Below are 19393 nucleotides of genomic sequence, written 5' to 3'. Positions count from 1 at the left end.
TGGGCGCGACGTGCGACGATGTGCGGCATGCCGCAGCAGCCCCCCGTTCGGAGCACACCCGCGCGCGTGTCGCGCCCGGACGCGTCCATGTCGCTGCTCACCAACGTCATGGACCACAGCCTCGACGACGGTTATGCCGAAGCCGCCGCCCGTAAGCAGGCCGAGGGCGCCGGTGGCCTGCCCAGGACGGTTCGGGCGAAGCTGGGTCTCGCCGTGGGCTTGGTGCTCGCGGCCCTCGTGGTCACCGTCGGTGCGGCGCAGGCGCGGGTCGCGGCGCCGGTCGTCGCGAAGGAGCGCGAGGAGCTCATCGACCGTATCGATCGTGAGACCGACGCGGCCGACAAGCTCGAGAGCACTGTCGACAAGCTGCGCGACGACGTGAGTGGCCGGCAGCAGGAGGCGCTCAAGCAGAGTGGCGGCAGTGACCAGGCGGATCTGGTGGGCATTCTGTCGGGCGCCGTCGAGGTGCACGGGCCGGGCGTCAAGCTGGTCGTGGACGACGCCAAGGAAGCCACCACGGGCGGTGACGGTGACCCGCGTGAGACCTCCGGCTTCAACGACACCGGGCGGGTCCGGGACCGTGACATGCAGCGCGTGGTCAACGGACTGTGGGCGTCGGGCGCCGAGGCCGTCTCCATCAACGGACAACGGCTGACGGCGCTGTCGGCGATCAGGGCCGCGGGTGAAGCGATACTGGTCGACAACAAGCCGCTGGTCCCGCCGTACACGGTGCTCGCGGTGGGGGACGGGAAGAACCTGAGCACCAGGTTCCAGAACAGCGCCGACGGTCTGTATCTCAACGCCTTGCAGGAGAACTACGGCATCCGGACGGCCATCTCCGTGGCGGACGACGTCCGGCTGCCCGCCGCACCGAGTGTGATCGTACGTACAGCGCAGCCGAAGACTGAGAAGGGCACATCGTGATCGCCGTACTGGGCCTCGTCGTGGGAGTCGTGGCCGGCCTGTTGGTCCAGCCCGAGGTTCCGGCGGCTGTCGTGCCTTATCTGCCGATCGCCGTGGTGGCGGCGCTGGACGCCGTGTTCGGCGGGCTTCGGGCCATGCTCGACGGCATCTTCGACGACAAGGTGTTCGTGGTGTCGTTCCTGTCGAACGTGGTGGTGGCCGCGCTGATCGTGTTCCTGGGTGACGAGTTGGGCGTGGGATCGCAGCTGTCCACCGGGGTCGTGGTCGTCCTCGGCATCCGGATCTTCTCCAACGCCGCGGCGATCCGTCGGCATGTCTTCCGGGCGTGAGGTCGATGAGCAACCAGGACGAGACGCCCGAGTACAGGCTCCGCAAGGAGTTGCCCGACGAGGTCCCGGTGACGTCGTCCGCGGACGGAGCGGCCGAGAAGCCGGCCGAGCCCGTGGTGACCGGCCGGCAGCGGCTGGTGCAGGGCATCTGGCCGCCGCGGGTGTCCAGGGCCCAACTCATCGTCGCCCTGCTGCTGTTCGGCCTGGGCTTCGGCCTGGCCGTGCAGGTGGCCTCCAACAGCGACAGCGGAAACGCGCTGCGCGGTGCGCGTCAGGAAGATCTCGTACGCATCCTCGATGAACTGGATGACCGCAGTCAGCGTCTTGAGGACGAGAAGCAGGGACTCGAGAAGCAGCAGCAGGAGCTGGAGAACAGTTCCGACCAGGCCGAGGAGGCCCGGAAGCAGACGGTCGAGAAGGAGAAACAACTCGGCATTCTGGCGGGCACGGTGGCTGCGCAGGGGCCGGGCATCACGATGACCATCGAGGACACGAAGGGGACGGTCGAGGCTGACATGTTGCTCGACGCGATCCAGGAGCTGCGCGCGGCCGGGGCCGAGGCGATCCAGGTGAACGGGGTGCGGGTCGTCGCCGGCACGTTTCTGACGGATTCGGGCAAGAGCGTGAGCGTCGACGGGAACAAGATCAACACGCCCTTTCGTTTCAAGGTCATCGGCAACCCGCAGGATCTTGAGCCGGCGCTGAACATCCCTGGAGGAGTGGTGCAGACTCTCGAGAAGGAGCAGGCCACCGTGACCGTCGAGCGGTCGAACAAGATCGTTGTGGATGCCTTGCGAGCGGCGAAGCAGCCTGACTACGCTCGGTCGTCGGGCCAGTGAACCGGGGGTGCATGGGGGGCGTCCGGCAGGGGCATGAGGTTGCGGGGGGTCGACGCACCGATCGGGTGGTGCGTGGTGGAAACTGTCTGGTGGACACGGACGTTGTGAAGATGTCCGGGTCGACCGGTGTATTCAGTCAGGGTTCGTCCTGCCCCACGGGCGGGTCTGTTTCGGTCAAGGGGAATCGCCCGTGAAGTTGTTTGCGAAGTTGTTCGGCAAGAGCGCGCGAGAGGGTAGCGAAAACGCGACCGCTCGCCATCGCGCACAGCCTGACGCAGAGGGTCAGCGGCCGCTGTTCAGGGATCAGGTGGCTGGTCCGGGCGGCGACATTTCCGGCGGCCAGGGCGCGGCGTCGGTTGACCCTGCGCAGTCCGGCGGCATAGGTTTCGGCCAACCGTCAACCTCAAGTACGGGTGGAGGGTTTTCCCCTATGTCGGCCCTGGTGTGTACGAGGTGCGGTAACCGCAACGCGGAGAACAGCCGCTTCTGCTCCAACTGCGGCGCGCCGCTGCGCCCCGGGCTGACGCCCGAGCGTGCGTCGGAGACGACCTCCACCATCTCCATCTCCGGTCTCGAGGCCTACGACGCCGAGGTCACCGGTCAGACGCAGCTGCCCGCGCTCTCGCCCGAGGCGCAGGCCGCGGTCGACGCGCTGCCGCTGGGTTCCGCCCTGCTGGTCGTGCGGCGCGGCCCGAACTCGGGCAGCCGTTTCCTTCTGGACGGCGACCTGACGACGGCCGGTCGTCACCCGCAGAGCGACATCTTCCTGGACGACGTGACGGTCTCGCGTCGCCATGTGGAGTTCCGGCGCAACCCGGACGGCACGTTCAAGGTGGCGGACGTCGGCAGTCTGAACGGCACGTACGTCAACCGGGAGCGGATCGACGAGGTCCCTCTGTCGAACGGTGACGAGGTGCAGATCGGCAAGTACCGGCTGGTCTTCTACGCGAGCCAGCGGGGCTACTGACCGGCCCCCGGGCACCGTCCGGGGGGACTCCCCAGGGAAGGTCCATGCTTCAAACACCGAGGGGCGGTGTCGGACACGGCACCGCCTCCGCGGACGGTGGTTCGATGAGCATCGGCACCGTGCTGAACGCGCTGCGTGACGAGTTTCCCGAAGTCACCATCTCCAAGATCCGTTTCCTGGAGTCGGAAGGGCTCATCGAGCCGCAGCGGACCCCTTCGGGGTACCGGAAGTTCAGTGTGCAGGACGTCGAGCGCCTCGGCCACGTCCTGAGGATGCAGCGGGACCACTATCTGCCGCTCAAGGTCATCCGTGAGCACTTGGACGCCATGGAGCGCGGTGAGGCCGCGCCGCTGCCGACCGTGGGCCGGCAGCGGGACGGTGAGGCCGTTGTGGAGGCGTCGGAGGGGCCCACCGTCGCCAGGATCGGCCGGTCCGAGCTGCTGGCGGCCGCGGGAATCGGCGAGCCGGAGCTCAAGGAGTGGGAGTCGTACGGTCTCGTCGTGCCGTTGGAGGACGGGGTCTACGACGCCGAGGCGGCCACGGTGGCAGCGCTCGTCGCCGAGCTGGGCAGGTTCGGGATCGAGCCCCGGCACCTGCGGGTGATGAAGGCTGCGGCCGATCGTGAGGCCGGCCTCGTGGACCAGGTGGTGGCCCCGCTCAAGCGCCACCGCAATCCGCAGACCAGGGCCCACGCGCAGGCCCGTACGAAGGAACTCGCGGGGCTCACGGTGCGGCTGCACGCGGCGTTGGTGCAGACGGCGCTCGGGGTGCGGCTGCCCTGAGCGGGCGGTTTCGCCCTGGGCGGATCGGTCACCCGTTCCCGGCCCGACTACCCAAACGTCCCGGGCACGGCCTAGGGTTGCTGTGTGAACGAGCTCGATGTCGTAGGTGTCCGGGTCGAGATGCCCTCCAACCAACCGATCGTGCTGCTGCGTGAAGTGGGAGGCGACCGTTACCTTCCCATCTGGATCGGACCGGGTGAGGCGACGGCGATCGCCTTCGCCCAGCAGGGCATGGCTCCCGCGCGACCGCTGACCCACGACCTGTTCAAGGACGTGCTGGAGGCCGTCGGCCAGGAGCTCACCGAGGTGCGCATCACGGACCTGCGGGAGGGCGTCTTCTACGCGGAGCTGGTCTTCGCCAGCGGGGTCGAGGTGAGCGCGCGTCCCTCGGACGCCATAGCGCTGGCGTTGCGCACGGGGACACCGATCTACGGCAGTGACACGGTCCTGGACGACGCGGGGATCGCCATCCCGGACGAGCAGGAGGACGAGGTGGAGAAGTTCCGCGAGTTCCTCGACCAGATCTCGCCCGAGGACTTCGGCACCAGCAACCAGTAGTCGGCACATGCGCGGAATGCGGGCGTCCTGCACGGGGACGCCCGCCCCGTTTTCGGCAAATGCCAACGGCGAGTGAGAGCGTCCTACGGCTACTTCTCAGCGCATTCGGCTAGCCTTTCCCCGCGGTGGGGTGCGGGAAACCACTCTCAGGGTGATTATCACTCGGCGTGCCGAGTGTGGCGATCGTTGACGCACCCCTGGTGACTGCCTACCGTCGACAGGGCAGGTCAAGGACGGAGGTCGGCGTGAGAAGCAGCGGCGACGGTACGGCTGGGGGTGCCCCCGGACTCGGTGTCGGGGGAAGCGGTCCGTACCCTTCCCCGGGCTCTCCAGCACGCTCGAGCAGGGGATACCCCCAGCAGAGCAGCGCGGCCGATCACGCTCCGCAGCGTCCGGCGGCCGTGCCGAGCAGCGGAGGGGCGACATCCATGGCGTCCGAGCAGATCGGCTATCGCGGTCCGACGGCCTGCGCGGCCGCGGGCATCACCTATCGGCAACTGGACTACTGGGCCCGCACCGGGCTGGTCGAGCCGAGCGTGCGGCCCGCCCACGGGTCCGGCACGCAGCGTCTGTACAGCTTCCGGGACGTCGTCGTCCTGAAGATCGTCAAGCGGTTCCTCGACACCGGGGTGTCGCTCCAGAACATCCGCACCGCGGTGCAGCATCTGCGGGAGCGCGGGTTCAGTGACCTGGAGCGCATGACGCTGATGAGCGACGGCGCCACCGTCTACGAGTGCACCTCGCCGGACGAGGTCCACGCGCTGCTCCAGGGCGGGCAGGGCATCTTCGGGATCGCCGTGGGCGTGGTGTGGCGGGACGTCGAGAGCGCGCTGTCGCAGTTGCACGGGGAGCGTGTCGACACCGGGGAGACGCTCGTCGGGCACAATCCGGCGGACGAACTGGCACGTCGGCGCAACCGGGCGGTCTGAAACCCCTCCAGGAGCGCGAGGGGCGGCTGTACGACGTCATTGTCAGTGGCGTGGTGCAGCATCGGACATGTGAGAAACGCGCCCACGATCCTGCATCTCGACATGGATGCCTTCTTCGCGCAGGCGGAGCAGGCGTCCAAGCCGAGCCTGTGCGGGAAAGCCGTGGTCGTGGGCGGTCTGGGGCCTCGCGGAGTGGTCGCGACCGCCTCCTACGAGGCGCGGGTCTTCGGAGTGCACTCGGCGATGCCCATGGCCCAGGCGCGCCGGCGGGCCCCGAACGCCGCGTATCTGGTTCCGCGCTTCGCGTTCTACCGGTCGATCAGCGAGCAGGTCATGGGGCTGCTGCGGGCGCTGTCGCCGCTGGTGGAGCCGCTGAGCCTGGACGAGGCCTTCGTGGACCTGGATGCCGGGGGAGCGGCCTGGGACAGTGAGTCGGCGCGGCTGGCGGGGATCAGGCTGCGCGCGGACATACGGGCCGTCACCGGGCTCACGGGTTCGGTGGGTCTGGCCTCCTGCAAGATGCTGGCGAAGATCGCCTCGGAGCAGGCGAAGCCCGACGGGCTGGTGCTCATCGAGCCGGGGACCGAGCGGGCCCTGCTCGGCCCGCTGTCGGTGCGGACCCTGCCGGGGGTCGGCCCGGCGACGGGGGACCATCTGCGGCGGGCCGGGATCACCACGATCGACGAGATCGCCGAGGCCGGTGAGGACGAGCTGGTGCGGCTGCTGGGCAAGGCGCACGGGCACGCGCTGTACGCCATGGCGCTGGCCCGCGACGACCGGCCCGTGGTGGCGGAGCGGGAGGCCAAGTCGGTGTCGGTCGAGGACACGTACGACGTGGACATCCACGACCGGGTCCGGGTGGAGCTGGAGGTGCAGCGGCTCGCGGACCGGTGTGTGCGCAGGCTGCGGGGGGCCGGTCTGTCGGGGCGGACCATCGTGCTGAAGGTGCGGCGGTACGACTTCTCCACGCTCACCCGGTCCGAGACCCTGCGGGGGCCCACCGATGATCCGGGGGTGGTCCGGGAGGCGGCGGCCCGGTTGCTGGACTCGGTGGACACGACGGGTGGGGTGCGGCTGCTCGGGGTGGGCGTCAGCGGACTGGCGGATTTCACGCAGGAGGATCTGTTCGCGCAGGCCGCTGAGGACCGGGCGGACGGGGCCGAGGAGGAACTCGCGGACGAGCCCGTCGGCGAGATTCCGGTGCCGGTCGAGCACCAGTGGCGCCCAGGACACGATGTGCGGCATGCCGAGCTCGGACACGGATGGGTGCAGGGCAGCGGGTTGGGCCGGGTCACCGTGCGCTTCGAGACGCCCGAGTCGGAGCCGGGACGGGTACGCACTTTCAGGACCGACGATCCGGGGCTGGAGCCGGCGGATCCGTTGCCGCTGGTGCGACGAAGACCTGGTGACGACGGCGGGCCGGCGGCAGGAGCGCCGCATCCGGAGGCCAAGCCGTCGGAGGTCGAGTCCGGGAACTCTGCGTGAGGCGGATCAGTTACACAGAGTGAAGCGGTTCGAAGTGTGGGGTGGGCCGGAGCGGTGGCGGTGTCCCGCGAGGTGACACCGGTGACGGATGGGGAGCTGAATGAAGCTGCACGGAGGCCGGTTCGCGGACCCGGCCGGGGTGTCGCCGGAGCGCGAAGCCGAGATGCGCCGGGTGGTGGACCGGGTCACCCGGTGGGCCGGGAACCGGAGCGACGTGGTGGGGCTGCTGCTCGTCGGGTCCATTGCGCGCGGGGGCGCGCGTCCCGACCCGGACGTGGACCTCGTGGTGTTGTCGACGGCGCCCGCCCGGTACGCGGAGGACGACGGGTGGGGGCGTGAGCTGGCCCTGGGCGAGGTGGCCCGGGTCCGGGAACGGGGGCCTGTCACCGAATGGCGGTATGTGACCGCCTCCGGCCTGGAGGTCGAGGTGGGCGTCGGTTCTGCCCACTGGGCGCGGACCGATCCGGTCGACGCCGGCACACGAAGAGTCATCACGGACGGCGCCCGGCCGCTGTACGACCCTGCCGGGATTCTGGGGGCGCTGATACAGGCCTGTGGCTGAGGGGGCTCAGCTGTCGTCCGTACCCGCCAGTCGGCCGAAGTCGTGGTCGGGGAGCGGGGGAGCGGCGCCCACGTCGAGGCCGTAGTGGTGGTAGAGCTGGAGTTCCTGTTCCGGGGAGAGGTGGCGACCCACGCCGAAGTCGGGAGCGTCCTTGATCAGGGCCCGGTCGAAGGGGATGTGCAGGGTGCCCTCGACCAGCTGGCTGGGCTCCAGGGGGACGAAGGCGTCGCGGGAGAACAGACCGGTGCGTATGGCCGCCCACTCCGGCACTCCGGTGGCGTCGTCGAGGTAGACCTCGTCGACGGTGCCGATCTTGGTGCCGTTGCGGTCGAATGCCTTGCGGCCGATCAGGTTGCGCGGATCGATGTCGGTCTGCACGGGCCCTCCACTTGGTCGCAACTCATCCGTAAGCACTACAAAAGAGCACATTGGGACGAGTGGCCACTCGAGCGAGTCTCGTTGACCCCGCTGGTAGTCTGACAACGGCTGCTGACACCGCGCGGGAGAGTCCTCCGGACATCACCGGAGGCGCCGAAGGAGCAAATCCTCCCCGGAATCTCTCAGGCTCACGTACCGCACGGACGAGGTCACTCTGGAAAGCAGGGCGGGTGCCGACGGCGTCGACGGCTTCCGCTCTCACCGACGGTGAAAGCCGGGTGCCCTCGGGCGACCCGGTGAAGCTCTCAGGTTGAGATGACAGAGGGGGAGGCCGTCCGGGTACCCACCGTGGTGACCCTCGAAGGTCGTGTCAGACCAGGAGGCCTCCGTAATGACCGCCCAACGCATTCCGCTCGCAGAGCTCGAGCAGGGAATTTCCTTCGAACAGCGCCACATCGGGCCCGACCTCGAGGCGCGGGCCAAGATGCTCGCACAGGTCGGCTACGGCTCGCTCGACGAGCTCACCGCCGCAGCGGTCCCGGATGTGATCAAGAACGCCGACGCGCTGGACCTGCCGGGAGCGCGCACCGAGGCCGAGGTGCTGGCCGAGCTGCGCTCGCTGGCCGACCGCAACCAGGTCCTCGACTCGATGATCGGACTCGGCTACTACGGGACGTTCACGCCGCCCGTCATCCTGCGCAACGTCATGGAGAACCCGGCCTGGTACACGGCCTACACGCCGTACCAGCCGGAGATCTCCCAGGGTCGGCTCGAGGCGCTGCTGAACTTCCAGACCGTGGTCGCCGACCTCACCGGGCTGCCGACCTCCGGAGCGTCGCTGCTCGACGAGGGCACGGCCGCCGCCGAGGCGATGGCGCTGTCCCGGCGCATGGGGAAGAACAAGAAGGGCCTCTTCCTCATCGACGCGGACGCGCTGCCGCAGACCATCGCCGTGATCGAGACCCGCGCCGAGCCGACGGGCGTGGAGATCGTCGTCGCCGACCTGAGCGACGGGATTCCCGCGGAGATCGCCGCGCGGGAGATCAACGGCGTGCTCGTCCAGTACCCCGGTGCCTCCGGTGCCGTACGTGACCTCAAGGCGCTCGTCGACCAGGCGCACGGGCTCGGCGCGCTCGTCACCGTCGCCGCGGATCTGCTCGCGCTGACGCTGCTGAAGTCGCCGGGCGAGCTGGGGGCGGACATCGCGGTCGGTACGACGCAGCGGTTCGGTGTGCCGATGGGCTTCGGCGGACCGCACGCCGGGTACATGGCCGTCCGCGAGCAGTTCGCGCGCAGCCTGCCGGGGCGGCTGGTGGGCGTGTCGGTGGACGCCGACGGACACAAGGCCTACCGGCTCGCGCTACAGACGCGCGAGCAGCACATCCGGCGCGAGAAGGCCACCAGCAACATCTGCACGGCGCAGGTGCTGCTGGCGGTGATGGCGGGGATGTACGCCGTCTACCACGGTCCCGACGGGCTCCGGGCGATCGCCCGGCGCACGCACCGATACGCCTCGATCCTCGCCGCCGGGCTCGAGGCCGGTGGTGTCGAGGTCGTGCACGGGTCGTACTTCGACACGCTGACCGTGCGGGTGCCGGCGAAGGCCGCCGAGGTCGTCGCCGCCGCGCGGGAACTCGGGGTCAACCTGCACCTCGTCGACGCCGACCAGGTGTCGATCGCCTGCGACGAGACGACCGCTCGGGCGCAGGTGTCCGCCGTCTGGGCCGCCTTCGGGGTGGACGGCGACATCGAGGCGCTCGACGCGGCCACCGCCGACTCCCTGCCCGCCGGGCTGCTGCGGTCCGACGCGGTCCTGACGCACCCCGTCTTCCACCAGCACCGTTCCGAGACCGCGATGCTGCGCTATCTGCGCAGGCTCGCCGACCGGGACTACGCGCTGGACCGGGGCATGATCCCGCTGGGCTCCTGCACCATGAAGCTCAACGCGACCACCGAGATGGAGCCGGTCACCTGGCCCGAGTTCGGGCAGCTGCACCCGTTCGCGCCGGCCGAACAGGCGGAGGGCTACCTGACGCTCATCCGCGAGCTGGAGGAGCGGCTCGCCGAGGTCACCGGGTACGACAAGGTGTCGCTCCAGCCGAACGCCGGGTCGCAGGGCGAGCTGGCCGGGCTGCTCGCCGTCCGCGGGTACCACCGGGGCAACGGGGACGAGCAGCGGACCGTGTGCCTCATCCCGTCCTCCGCGCACGGCACGAACGCGGCCAGCGCCGTGATGGCGGGCATGAAGGTCGTCGTCGTGAAGACCGCCGAGGACGGCGAGATCGACGTCGAGGACCTGCGGGCGAAGATCGAGCGGCACCGGGACGAGCTGTCGGTGCTGATGATCACCTACCCGTCGACGCACGGGGTGTTCGAGGAGCATGTCGCCGACATCTGCGCCCAGGTGCACGAGGCGGGCGGGCAGGTGTACGTCGACGGCGCCAACCTCAACGCGCTCGTCGGTCTCGCCAAGCCGGGGCACTTCGGCGGTGACGTCTCGCATCTGAACCTGCACAAGACGTTCTGCATCCCCCACGGGGGCGGCGGCCCGGGCGTCGGACCCGTCGCCGTACGGTCGCACCTGGCGCCGTATCTGCCGAACCACCCGCTTCAGCCCGCCGCCGGGCCGGACACCGGGGTGGGGCCGATCTCCGCGGCTCCCTGGGGTTCCGCCGGGATACTGCCGATCTCGTGGGCGTATGTGCGCCTCATGGGCGGCGAGGGGCTCAAGCGGGCCACGCAGGTGGCCGTGCTGAGCGCCAACTACATCGCCAAGCGGCTGGAGCCGCACTACCCGGTGCTCTACAACGGGCCGGGCGGGCTGGTCGCGCACGAGTGCATCATCGACCTGCGGCCGCTGACCAAGGCGACCGGCGTGAGCGTCGACGACGTCGCGAAGCGGCTCATCGACTACGGGTTCCACGCGCCGACGATGTCGTTCCCGGTGGCCGGGACGCTGATGATCGAGCCGACCGAGTCCGAGGACCTGATCGAGATCGACCGTTTCTGCGAGGCGATGATCGCCATCCGTGCGGAGATCGAGAAGGTCGGAGCGGGCGAATGGCCGGCCGAGGACAACCCGCTGCACGGTGCCCCGCACACCGCGGCGGCGCTGGGCGGGGAGTGGGAGCACGCGTACACGCGTGAGGAGGCCGTCTTCCCGGCCGGTGTGTCGGCCGCCGACAAGTACTGGCCGCCGGTGCGCCGGATCGACCAGGCCTTCGGCGACCGGAACCTGGTCTGCTCGTGCCCGCCGCTGGACGCGTACGAGGACTGAGCCGGTGCGTTGAGGGCCCCCGTCCGTTCCGGGCGGGGGCCCTCACGCGCGCTATGCCGTCGCCAGGGACACCTCGGTCGCCTTGATCAGGGCGACGACGTCGGAGCCGACGAAGAGACCCAGGTCGGTGGCTGCTTCCTTGGTGATCACCGCGGTGAGTTCGCCCCCGTCCATGGAGACCTTCACCGAGGCCATGACCCCGCCCGTCACGAGGCCGGTGATCGTGCCGGTGAGCTGGTTGCGGATCGAGAGACCGTCGACCCGGCCGGTGGCCAGGGAGACCTCCGTCGACTTCACCAGGGCGCGGACGGCGGTGCCGGCGGCGAGGGCGAGTTGGTTCACGGCCTCCAGCGTGATGGCCGCCGTGAGGTCCTGGCCGCCGTCCAGACGGATCTTGACGGTGGCCATCACCTCGCCGGGATGGACGGCGGTGACGGTGCCGGGGAGTTGATTGCGGATGCTCAGGCTCATGAGCGTCAACGGTAGGCCGCCGAGCCCCTTATGCGGGTTATGCGCGGGTATACGTCGTCCGGCGGCGTCAGGACACGTCGGACGACGGCCCGGGGGCGGGTCAGCCCGTGTGGACGCGGGGGCGTCGGTCGCGGTCCGGTTCGGCCTCGCGCAGGACCTCCCGGGTGACCGGAGCGACCTCGCCCTGGCCGAAGAGGAAGAAGCGCAGGAAGTTGGCGAAGGGGTTGCCCTCGGTCCATTCGAAGTAGATGTGCGGGATGCAGCCGGTGGAGTCACGGGTGTGCAGCAGCAGCGCGGCCAGGGCGTTGGAGATGGAGGAGGACTCCAGGGTCAGGACGCGGTAGCGGTTGTGCAGGACCTCGCCGCGTACGGTCAGGCCCGACTCGAACTCGGAGGGGTCGACGACGGTGACCTCGACGAAGACGAAATCCTCCCCGGGGATGTCGTTGTCCTGCCGGATCTGTTCGATCTTGTCGCGGTACTCGGCCTTGTCGCGCTGGTCGGGCTCGTTGGCGATGAACCGTATCTTGCGGCTGGCCATGTCCCGGATGAAACGTTCCGCCATCGAGTCCAGGGTCACGCTGGTCACTCGGAGCTCGAAGGCCCTGGCCAGCCGGGACAGCAGCGAGACCAGGATGATGCCCGCGATGAAGCAGGCGCCGATCTTCACGCCGTCGGGGCGCTCGATGACGTTCACGACGGTCACATAGAGCAGGACCGCCGAGACCACGGCGAAGCCGACCGTCCAGCCCCGCTGCCGGGCGCGGCGGGCGGCGATGGTCACCGCGATCGCCGCCGAGGACATCAGGACCAGGACGCCGGTGGCGTAGGCGCCGCCCTGGGCGTCGACGTCGGCGTCGAAGATCCAGGTGACCAGGAAGGCCACGAGGGTGAAGACGATCACCATGGGGCGGACGGCGCGGGCCCAGTGCGGGGCCATGCCGTAGCGGGGGAGGTAGCGGGGCATCAGGTTGAGCAGCCCGGCCATCGCGGAGGCGCCGGCGAACCACAGGATGGCGATCGTCGACACGTCGTACACCGTGCCGAAGGCGTTGCCCAGGTACTCGTGGGACAGGTAGGCGAGGGCGCGTCCGTTGGCCTGGCCGCCGGACTCGAACTCCTTCTCCGGGATCAGCACCGTGGTGATGAAGCTGGTGGCGATCAGGAAGACGCTCATGATCAGGGCGGCGGTCGTCAGCAGCTTCTTCGTGTCCCGGATGCGGCCCTTGGGGTTCTCCGCGGTGTCGTCCGGGTCGCCCTGGACGTGCGGCATGACCGCGACGCCGGTCTCGAAGCCGGACAGGCCCAGCGCGAGCTTGGGGAAGACCAGCAGGGAGACACCGATCATCGCGAACACGTTGCCGTGCTCGGCGGTCAGCGCGTCGGCCCAGTCGGTGACCACATGGCCCTCGGTGACCACATGCCACAGACCGACGGCCACGACGACGACGTTCAGACCGAGATAGACCACGACCAGCGCTACCGCGACGCCGATGGCCTCCAGGAAGCCCTTGAGGAACACGGCGCCGAGCAGGGCGACTAGGACGAGCGTGATCACCATCTGCCGGTCGTGCAGGGTGCTGGTCAGGTGCGGGTTCTCGACCAGGTGGGTCGAGGCGTCCGCCGCGGACAGGGTGATGGTGATCAGGAAGTCCGTGGCGGCGAACCCGAGCAGGGTCAGGACGAACAGCTTGCCCTTCCAGAAGGACAGCAGCCGTTCCAGCATCGCGATCGAGCCCTCGCCGTGCGGACTCTCCTCGGCGACGCGCCGGTAGACCGGCAGCGCGCCCGCCAGGGTGACGATCACCAGCACGATCGTCGCCACCGGGGAGAGCAGGCCGGCCGCGAGGGCGGCGATACCCGGCTGGTAGCCGAGGGTCGAGAAGTAGTCGACGCCGGTCAGGCACATCACCCGGTACCAGCGCTGGCCCTTGTGCTCGGGCGCGGCCTCGGTGTCCGGGGCCGCCTGGTGAGTGTGGCCCTTGCCCATGTCGGACAGGCCCTCCAGCATCCAGGAACGCAGGCGACCGGGAGGAGGGTGCTCGGTGGTGGCCATCGGGGCGCTCCTGATGTGCGGATCGGCGTGTGGTTTCGGCCATCACGCGGACGGCGGAATCAGCGTAAGCGGAGAGTGACGCCCAGGCCCCTGGATCATGGGCGGGACGGCGTCAAGCTTCCGTTAAGACTGGTCGTGGGGTGGACACGCAGCGTGACACGCCGTCGGGTTTGATTCCGGCCGCCGGATCATCACCCCCGCCTGCTTCGTAATGTTCGTCGATTGATCCGAATGTTTCGATGCGTCTCGACGCCTCGCTGAGCCTTCTCTCGTGAAAAGACCCCCGGATTCCCTGTGTTCAAGGGGTTGCCACCCGTCGGAGGGTGTCTCTAGGGTGCGGCAGCAGCGAAGCTTTCTGGATCTGGTTCGAAACTTTCGATCTATCAAGGAGCGCATGATGGGCGACCCGGCACTCTCCCGCCGCGGCTTTCTGGCGGCCTCCGCCGCGGCCGGTCTGAGCATGACGGCACTGAGCGCCTGCGGCGGCGACTCGGACGGAGGGTCGTCGGGGACGACCACCATCGAGTGGTGGAACATCTCCACCACCCAGCCGACCAAGGACGTCTGGGCCGGTCTCGCCAAGCAGTTCGAGGCCCAGAACCCCAAGGTGAAGATCAAGATCGTGCAGTTGGAGAACGACGCCTACAAGTCGAAGATGACGGCGCTGACCGCCTCCGGGAAGCTGCCCGACATCTTCCACACGTGGGGCGGCGGTGTCCTGAAGCAGCAGGTCGACGCCGGGCTCGTCGAGGACCTCACGGAGAGGACGAAGGAGTGGGGCGACGGCCTGCTCCCGGTCGCCCGCGAGCCCTACCTGCTCGACAAGAAGACCTACGGCGTCCCGTTCGACATCGGCATGATCGGGTTCTGGTACAACAAGGCGCTCTTCCAGCAGGCCGGGATCAGCGCGCCCCCCACCACCTGGAGCGGCTTCCTCGACGCGGTGCGCAAACTGAAGGCGGCCGGGATCACCCCGCTCGCGCTGGCGGGCAAGGAGAAGTGGCCCGGCATGTACTACTGGGCGTACCTCGCGATGCGCACCGCCGGTGTCGACGCCCTGAGCAAGGCCGGGGACGACAAGGACTTCACCGGGGACGGGTTCGTCCAGGCCGGACAGCACCTCCAGGACCTCGTCGACCTCAAGCCGTTCCAGAAGGGCTTCCTCGGCGCCGCCTACTCCAGCCCCACCGGCCAGGCCGCCGCAGTCGGCAACGGCAAGGCGGCGATGGAACTCATGGGCCAGTGGGCGCCGGTGGTGGAGGCCGACGCGGGCAAGGGGCTCGGGGCGAACCTCGGCTTCTTCCCGTTCCCTGCGGTCGACGGCGGCCAGGGCGTGATCACCGAGGTGTTCGGCGGAGGCGGCGGGCACGCCCTGCGCAAGGACGCTCCGCAGGCGGCCGTCGACTTCCTGAAGTTCTTCGCCACCGCCGCCACGGACACCGAACTGGTCAAGAAGACCGGGGTGCTGCCCGTCGTACCGGCCGCCGAGAGCGCCATCGCCGACCCCAACATCAAGGCCGTACAGGCCCAGTTGAAGGCCGCCACCGGCTTCCAGCTCTACCTCGACCAGGCCTATGCGCCGGCCCTCGGCCAGGAGGTCAACGACAGCGTCGCCGCCCTCATCGCCGGGTCCAAGTCGCCTCAGCAGGTCACCGAGTCGATCACCAAGGTCGCGAAGGAAGAGCAGTAACAGGCGATGACCTCCACCTTCCTTCCGGACAAGCGCAGCGGCCCGGACGTCGGCCCGCCGCCCCCGTCTCCCGGCTCGAGCCGGAGCCGGACCCGGCGGCGGGCGCGGCACTGGCTCACCGCCGTCGGCTTCCAGGTGCCCGCGCTGGTGCTGTTCGGCACGCTCGTACTGCTGCCGATGCTGTTCGCGCTGTACGCCTCGTTCTTCCGCTGGGGCGGCTTCGGCATGCCCGACGACTACATCGGCGGCGACAACTTCACCCGGCTCTTCCAGGACCCGGTGTTCCTGGGCGACCTGTGGCGCTGTCTGCTCCTGGTCGGGCTCTCGCTCGTCCTTCAGCTGCCGTTCGCGCTCGCCCTCGCGGTCGCGCTCAACCAGAAGATCCGCGGCCGGGCCGTGTACCGGATGCTGTTCTTCGCGCCGTACATCCTCTCCGAGGCGATCACCGGCGTGCTGTTCAGCATGATCTTCGCTCCGGACGACGGGCTCGCCGACCACGTCCTGGGGGCGATCGGTCTGGACGGGGTGGGCGGCCAGTGGTTCGCCGACCCCTCCACCGTCATGGCCACCCTCTTCCTGGTCATGACGTGGAAGTACTTCGGCTTCCACATGATGCTCTACCTGGCCGGACTCCAGTCCATCCCGGCCGAGTTGACGGAGGCCGCCCTGATCGACGGAGCGGGTCCCTGGCAGCGCTTCCGCAACGTCACCCTGCCGCTGCTCGCGCCGACCCTGCGGATCAGCGTCTTCCTGTCGGTCATCGGCTCGATCCAGCTCTTCGACCTGGTGTGGGTGGTCACCGCGGGCGGCCCCGACCACCACTCCGAGACGATGGCCGTGACCATGTTCCAGTACGGCTTCAAGCGCTACCAGGTCGGCTACGCCAGCGCGATCAGTGTGGCCATGTTCGGCATCAGTCTCGTCTTCGCCCTCGCCTACCAGCGGTTCGTGCTCCGCCGGGACCTCCAGGGCGCCACCACGACCATGCGAGGAGGCGGCGCGTGAAAACCCGCGAGACCGGCCGGAGCACCCGCGGGACCGGCCGGACGCTTCCCCTGCACCTCGTCCTCGGGCTCGTCGGCGCGGTGATGGCCGTACCGCTCGGCTACGCCGTGCTGTCCGGCTTCAAGTCCACCGACCAGCTCTCCCGCAACCCCATCGGCCTGCCCGACCCCTGGGTCACCTCCAACTACACGGACATCCTCGGCTCCGGCTCCTTCTGGCAGCTCGTCGGCAGCAGTACGCTCATCGCGGCCGGTACGACCGTGGTGGTCGTCGCGGTGTCCGCGCTGGCCGCGTTCTCCTTCGCCCGGTTCGCCTTCCGCGGCCGGGAGATGCTGTTCACCCTGTTCACGATGGGGCTGATGTTCCCCTTCGCGGTGGCGGCGCTGCCCCTGTTCCTGCTGCTGCGCTCGATGCACCTGCTGGACAACCCGCTCGGCGTGATCCTGCCGCAGGCCGCGTTCGGGCTGCCGATGACCATCGTCGTCCTGCGCGGGTTCTTCCGGGAGATCCCCGCAGAGCTGGAGGAGGCGGCCACCCTCGACGGCTGCGGGCCCCTCACGTTCTTCTGGCGGATCCTGCTGCCCATGGCCAGGCCCGCCCTCGGCACGGTCTCCGTGCTCGCCGTGGTCGGCAGCTGGAACAACTTCCTGCTGCCGCTGCTGGTCTTCAACGAGCCCACCTGGTGGACCATCCCGATCGGCGTCCAGCAGTTCCAGGGCCAGTACTCCGCGGAGTACGCGCGCGTCTTCGCCTACCTCGTGCTCGCCATGGTGCCCGCCCTGGCGTTCTACTCCGTCGCCGAGCGCCAGCTCGTCGGCGGTCTCGCCGCCGGCGCCACGAAGGGATGACGCGCGCCCGCGGACCCGTACGGCTCACCCCTACCGTGAGGAGTCGCACCATGCCCAGCACCGCCGCCCGCACCCGGCTCAGACTCGCCGGCGCCCTCGCAGCCGTCCTGGTCGCCTCCGGTGTCGCCACCGGACCGGCCGCTCAGGCGCACGAGGGCCCGGCGCACGGAAAGCCGCGCACCACCCTCGCCGACCTCGCGCAGCGCCACGGCCGCTACTTCGGCAGCGCCACCGACAACCCCGAACTCACCGACACCGCCTATACGAAGATCCTGGGCGAGGAGTTCGACATGATCACCCCGGGCAACGGCATGAAGTGGTACGCCACCGAGCCGCAGCAGGGCGTCTTCGACTGGACGGCCGGCGACGAGATCGTCGACCTCGCGCGCGACCACCACCAGAAGGTCCGCGCCCACACCCTCGTCTGGCACAGCCAGCTGCCCGGCTGGCTGACCGGCAAGGAGTGGACGGCGGACGAGCTGCGGGCCGTCCTGAAGAACCACATCCAGACCGAGGTGCGCCACTACCGGGGCAAGGTCTACGCCTGGGACGTCGTCAACGAGGCGTTCAACGAGGACGGCACCTACCGCGAGACGGTCTTCTACAAGACGCTCGGCCCGGGTTACATCGCCGACGCCCTGCGATGGGCCCACCAGGCCGACCCGAAGGCGAAGCTCTACCTCAACGACTACAACATCGAGGCCGTCGGCCCGAAGAGTGACGCCTACTACGCCCTGGCCAAGGAGCTGAAGGCCCGGCGCGTCCCGCTCGACGGCATCGGCCTCCAGGCGCATCTCGCCCTCCAGTACGGCTATCCGACGACGCTGGAGGACAACCTCCGCCGCTTCTCACGGCTCGGCCTGGACACCGCGCTCACCGAGGTCGACGTACGGATGCTGCTGCCCGCGACCGACGAGAAGCTGGCCCAACAGGCCGACTGGTACCGGGACATGACCGAGGCGTGCCTAGAGGTGCGGCGGTGCGTCGGCATCACGGTCTGGGACTACACCGACAAGTATTCGTGGATCCCGGCGTTCTTCCCCGGCCAGGGCGCGGCGCTGCCCTGGGACGAGCAGCTCGCGCCGAAGCCGGCCTACCAGGCGATCCGGGAGGCGCTCAGCTAGCGCCGCGAGGCGGCGCGGTGCTCGAGCGGACCACCAGCTCCGTGCCCAGTTCCACCCGCGGCGAGTCGGGGCGCTCGCCGCGGGCCAGGCTCAGGACGGTGCGGGCGGCGAGTTTGCCCATGTCGGCGAGGGGCTGGCGGACGGTGGTCAACGGCGGGGCGGACCAGCGGACTTCCGGAAGGTCGTCGAAACCGACCACGCTCATGTCCTCCGGGGCCCGCAGGCCGCGCCGACGCAGCGCCTCGATCGCGCCGAGCGCCATCTGGTCGCTGGCCGCGAACACGGCGGTCGGCGGTTCGGGCAGACCGAGCAGGGCGGTGCAGCCGGTGAAGCCCGACTCGGGGCGGAAGTCGCCCGGCACGACGAGGGTCTCGTCGACGGTGAGACCGGCCGCCTCCAGAGCGGCCCGGTAGCCGTCGTAGCGGGCGCGGGAGCACAGCAGCCGGGGCGGGCCGGCGATCAGGCCGATCCTTCGGTGGCCCAGCGACAGCAGATGCTCGGTGGCCGCCAGGCCGCCCGCCCAGTTGGCGGCGCCGATGGTCGGGGTGTCGACGGCGGGGGAGCCCATCGGGTCGACGACGACCAGCGGGACGCCCAGGATGCGCAACTGCTCGTGCAGGGTGGGTTCGAGGGCCGAGGTGACGAGGATGACGCCGTCGGAGGCGCGGGCGCGCAGGTTGCGCATCCACTCCCGGGCGTCGCCCGAGCGGCCGTGGATCGCCGACACCACGGTGCCCACCCCGGCCGCGTGGGCGATCTCCTCGACCCCTCGGATGATCTCCACCGCCCAGGGGCTGTCGAGGTCGTTGAATACCAGGTCGAGCAGTGCGGCCCGGGTGCGGGCGGCGGCGGGGCGCTTGCGGTAGCCGTGCAGCCGCAACAGGTCCTCGACCCGGGCCCGGGTTCCCGGCGAGACGTCGGAGCGGCCGTTGACGACCCGGGACACGGTCGGCACCGAGACGCCGGCCTGGCGGGCGATCTCCGTGATCGTGATTCTGCCCCGGGACGCGGGCACGGTGTCGTCCGCTGTCACTTCCCCACCTCCGTCGCGTGGTTCCGGACGCTGCGCCGAAACTTCCAGAAGTCTTCCGGAACATGCGCTGCCGTGGGAAGAGATACAGGAGGACGCACCACGCCGAGACGGTGCGACTACGGGGAGTGAGCGGCCC

At 69.6% G+C, this 19393-nt stretch carries 18 protein-coding genes and 1 riboswitch; of the genes, 14 read left to right on the top strand and 4 right to left on the bottom strand.

The window, feature by feature from the left end:
* Nucleotides 1-87: 87 nt before the first annotated feature.
* From G9272_RS08775 to G9272_RS08735, 9 genes are all read left to right on the top strand, one after another.
* Nucleotides 88-924: a DUF881 domain-containing protein gene (locus G9272_RS08775; RefSeq protein ID WP_253268186.1), complete on the top strand. Its 837-nt coding sequence runs from the start codon at nt 88-90 to the stop codon at nt 922-924.
* Nucleotides 921-1253: a small basic family protein gene (locus tag G9272_RS08770; protein ID WP_020133151.1), complete on the top strand. Its 333-nt coding sequence runs from the start codon at nt 921-923 to the stop codon at nt 1251-1253. Before G9272_RS08775 ends, G9272_RS08770 begins: the two co-directional genes overlap by 4 nt.
* Before the next feature lie 5 nt (nt 1254-1258).
* On the top strand, nt 1259-2092 hold the full coding sequence (locus G9272_RS08765) for a DUF881 domain-containing protein (RefSeq protein ID WP_171396019.1): 834 nt from the start codon (nt 1259-1261) through the stop codon (nt 2090-2092).
* A gap of 82 nt (nt 2093-2174) precedes the next feature.
* A complete protein-coding gene (locus tag G9272_RS08760) occupies nt 2175-3059 on the top strand; it encodes an FHA domain-containing protein (protein WP_171401913.1) in 885 nt (294 codons plus the stop codon).
* A 44-nt stretch (nt 3060-3103) separates the two neighbouring features.
* Nucleotides 3104-3841 carry a transcriptional regulator FtsR gene (gene ftsR / locus G9272_RS08755; RefSeq protein ID WP_171396018.1) on the top strand — a complete coding sequence of 246 codons (738 nt, stop codon included), beginning with the start codon at nt 3104-3106 and terminating at the stop codon, nt 3839-3841.
* An 84-nt stretch (nt 3842-3925) separates the two neighbouring features.
* The gene (locus G9272_RS08750; RefSeq protein ID WP_004934251.1) at nt 3926-4399 is read left to right on the top strand and encodes a bifunctional nuclease family protein; all 474 of its coding nucleotides are present in this window, start codon (nt 3926-3928) and stop codon (nt 4397-4399) included.
* Nucleotides 4400-4644: 245 nt separating this feature from the next.
* Nucleotides 4645-5328 (top strand): MerR family transcriptional regulator, encoded by a 684-nt coding sequence (locus G9272_RS08745; protein WP_078616156.1) that lies wholly within the window; start codon nt 4645-4647, stop codon nt 5326-5328.
* A gap of 69 nt (nt 5329-5397) precedes the next feature.
* Nucleotides 5398-6813, top strand: coding sequence for a DNA polymerase IV (locus G9272_RS08740; RefSeq protein ID WP_171396017.1), 1416 nt, complete (start codon nt 5398-5400; stop codon nt 6811-6813).
* A gap of 100 nt (nt 6814-6913) precedes the next feature.
* A complete protein-coding gene (locus G9272_RS08735; RefSeq protein ID WP_171396016.1) occupies nt 6914-7375 on the top strand; it encodes a nucleotidyltransferase domain-containing protein in 462 nt (153 codons plus the stop codon).
* A gap of 6 nt (nt 7376-7381) precedes the next feature.
* Here G9272_RS08735 and G9272_RS08730 read toward each other — a convergent pair whose 3' ends face one another.
* Nucleotides 7382-7753: a PRC-barrel domain-containing protein gene (locus tag G9272_RS08730; RefSeq protein ID WP_171396015.1), complete on the bottom strand. Its 372-nt coding sequence runs from the start codon at nt 7751-7753 to the stop codon at nt 7382-7384.
* Nucleotides 7754-7865: 112 nt separating this feature from the next.
* A riboswitch (glycine riboswitch) is annotated at nt 7866-7961 on the top strand.
* A gap of 183 nt (nt 7962-8144) precedes the next feature.
* On the opposite strand from G9272_RS08730, the gene gcvP reads away from it, so the two are divergent.
* Entirely contained in the window at nt 8145-11030 is a 2886-nt protein-coding gene (gene gcvP / locus G9272_RS08725; protein ID WP_171396014.1) for an aminomethyl-transferring glycine dehydrogenase, read from the top strand.
* A gap of 51 nt (nt 11031-11081) precedes the next feature.
* On the opposite strand, the gene G9272_RS08720 is transcribed toward gcvP, so the two are convergent.
* Both G9272_RS08720 and G9272_RS08715 read right to left on the bottom strand, forming a co-directional pair.
* Nucleotides 11082-11501, bottom strand: a complete 420-nt coding sequence (locus G9272_RS08720) for a TOBE domain-containing protein (protein ID WP_171396013.1) — start codon at nt 11499-11501, stop codon at nt 11082-11084.
* A gap of 100 nt (nt 11502-11601) precedes the next feature.
* Nucleotides 11602-13557, bottom strand: coding sequence for an APC family permease (locus G9272_RS08715; RefSeq protein ID WP_171396012.1), 1956 nt, complete (start codon nt 13555-13557; stop codon nt 11602-11604).
* Nucleotides 13558-13954: 397 nt separating this feature from the next.
* Between G9272_RS08715 and G9272_RS08710 the strand changes: the two genes are divergently transcribed.
* From G9272_RS08710 to G9272_RS08695, 4 genes are all read left to right on the top strand, one after another.
* Nucleotides 13955-15247: an extracellular solute-binding protein gene (locus tag G9272_RS08710; RefSeq protein WP_171396011.1), complete on the top strand. Its 1293-nt coding sequence runs from the start codon at nt 13955-13957 to the stop codon at nt 15245-15247.
* Between the two features lie 6 nt (nt 15248-15253).
* Nucleotides 15254-16252 carry a carbohydrate ABC transporter permease gene (locus tag G9272_RS08705; protein WP_171396010.1) on the top strand — a complete coding sequence of 333 codons (999 nt, stop codon included), beginning with the start codon at nt 15254-15256 and terminating at the stop codon, nt 16250-16252.
* An 83-nt stretch (nt 16253-16335) separates the two neighbouring features.
* Nucleotides 16336-17100, top strand: coding sequence for a carbohydrate ABC transporter permease (locus tag G9272_RS08700; RefSeq protein WP_253268185.1), 765 nt, complete (start codon nt 16336-16338; stop codon nt 17098-17100).
* A gap of 50 nt (nt 17101-17150) precedes the next feature.
* Nucleotides 17151-18224 carry an endo-1,4-beta-xylanase gene (locus tag G9272_RS08695; RefSeq protein ID WP_171396008.1) on the top strand — a complete coding sequence of 358 codons (1074 nt, stop codon included), beginning with the start codon at nt 17151-17153 and terminating at the stop codon, nt 18222-18224.
* Here the strand turns inward: G9272_RS08695 and G9272_RS08690 are convergent.
* Nucleotides 18217-19257, bottom strand: a complete 1041-nt coding sequence (locus tag G9272_RS08690) for a LacI family DNA-binding transcriptional regulator (RefSeq protein ID WP_171396007.1) — start codon at nt 19255-19257, stop codon at nt 18217-18219. The genes G9272_RS08695 and G9272_RS08690 overlap by 8 nt on opposite strands.
* Nucleotides 19258-19393: the final 136 nt, after the last annotated feature.

The sequence above is a fragment of the Streptomyces asoensis genome, from assembly GCF_013085465.1.
GTDB classification, from domain to species: domain Bacteria; phylum Actinomycetota; class Actinomycetes; order Streptomycetales; family Streptomycetaceae; genus Streptomyces; species Streptomyces cacaoi_A.
The sequence above is the reverse complement of the archived record's forward strand: the minus strand, read 5'-3'. Positions and strand labels throughout refer to the sequence as shown.

Coding starts and splice junctions, on each gene's coding strand:
- G9272_RS08775 (WP_253268186.1), top strand. CDS start 88: ATGTCGCTGCTCACCAACGTCATGGACCACAGCCTCGACGACGGTTAT.
- G9272_RS08765 (WP_171396019.1), top strand. CDS start 1,259: ATGAGCAACCAGGACGAGACGCCCGAGTACAGGCTCCGCAAGGAGTTG.
- ftsR (WP_171396018.1), top strand. CDS start 3,104: ATGCTTCAAACACCGAGGGGCGGTGTCGGACACGGCACCGCCTCCGCG.
- G9272_RS08735 (WP_171396016.1), top strand. CDS start 6,914: ATGAAGCTGCACGGAGGCCGGTTCGCGGACCCGGCCGGGGTGTCGCCG.
- gcvP (WP_171396014.1), top strand. CDS start 8,145: ATGACCGCCCAACGCATTCCGCTCGCAGAGCTCGAGCAGGGAATTTCC.
- G9272_RS08720 (WP_171396013.1), bottom strand. CDS start 11,501: ATGAGCCTGAGCATCCGCAATCAACTCCCCGGCACCGTCACCGCCGTC.
- G9272_RS08715 (WP_171396012.1), bottom strand. CDS start 13,557: ATGGCCACCACCGAGCACCCTCCTCCCGGTCGCCTGCGTTCCTGGATG.
- G9272_RS08710 (WP_171396011.1), top strand. CDS start 13,955: ATGGGCGACCCGGCACTCTCCCGCCGCGGCTTTCTGGCGGCCTCCGCC.
- G9272_RS08705 (WP_171396010.1), top strand. CDS start 15,254: ATGACCTCCACCTTCCTTCCGGACAAGCGCAGCGGCCCGGACGTCGGC.
- G9272_RS08700 (WP_253268185.1), top strand. CDS start 16,336: ATGGCCGTACCGCTCGGCTACGCCGTGCTGTCCGGCTTCAAGTCCACC.
- G9272_RS08695 (WP_171396008.1), top strand. CDS start 17,151: ATGCCCAGCACCGCCGCCCGCACCCGGCTCAGACTCGCCGGCGCCCTC.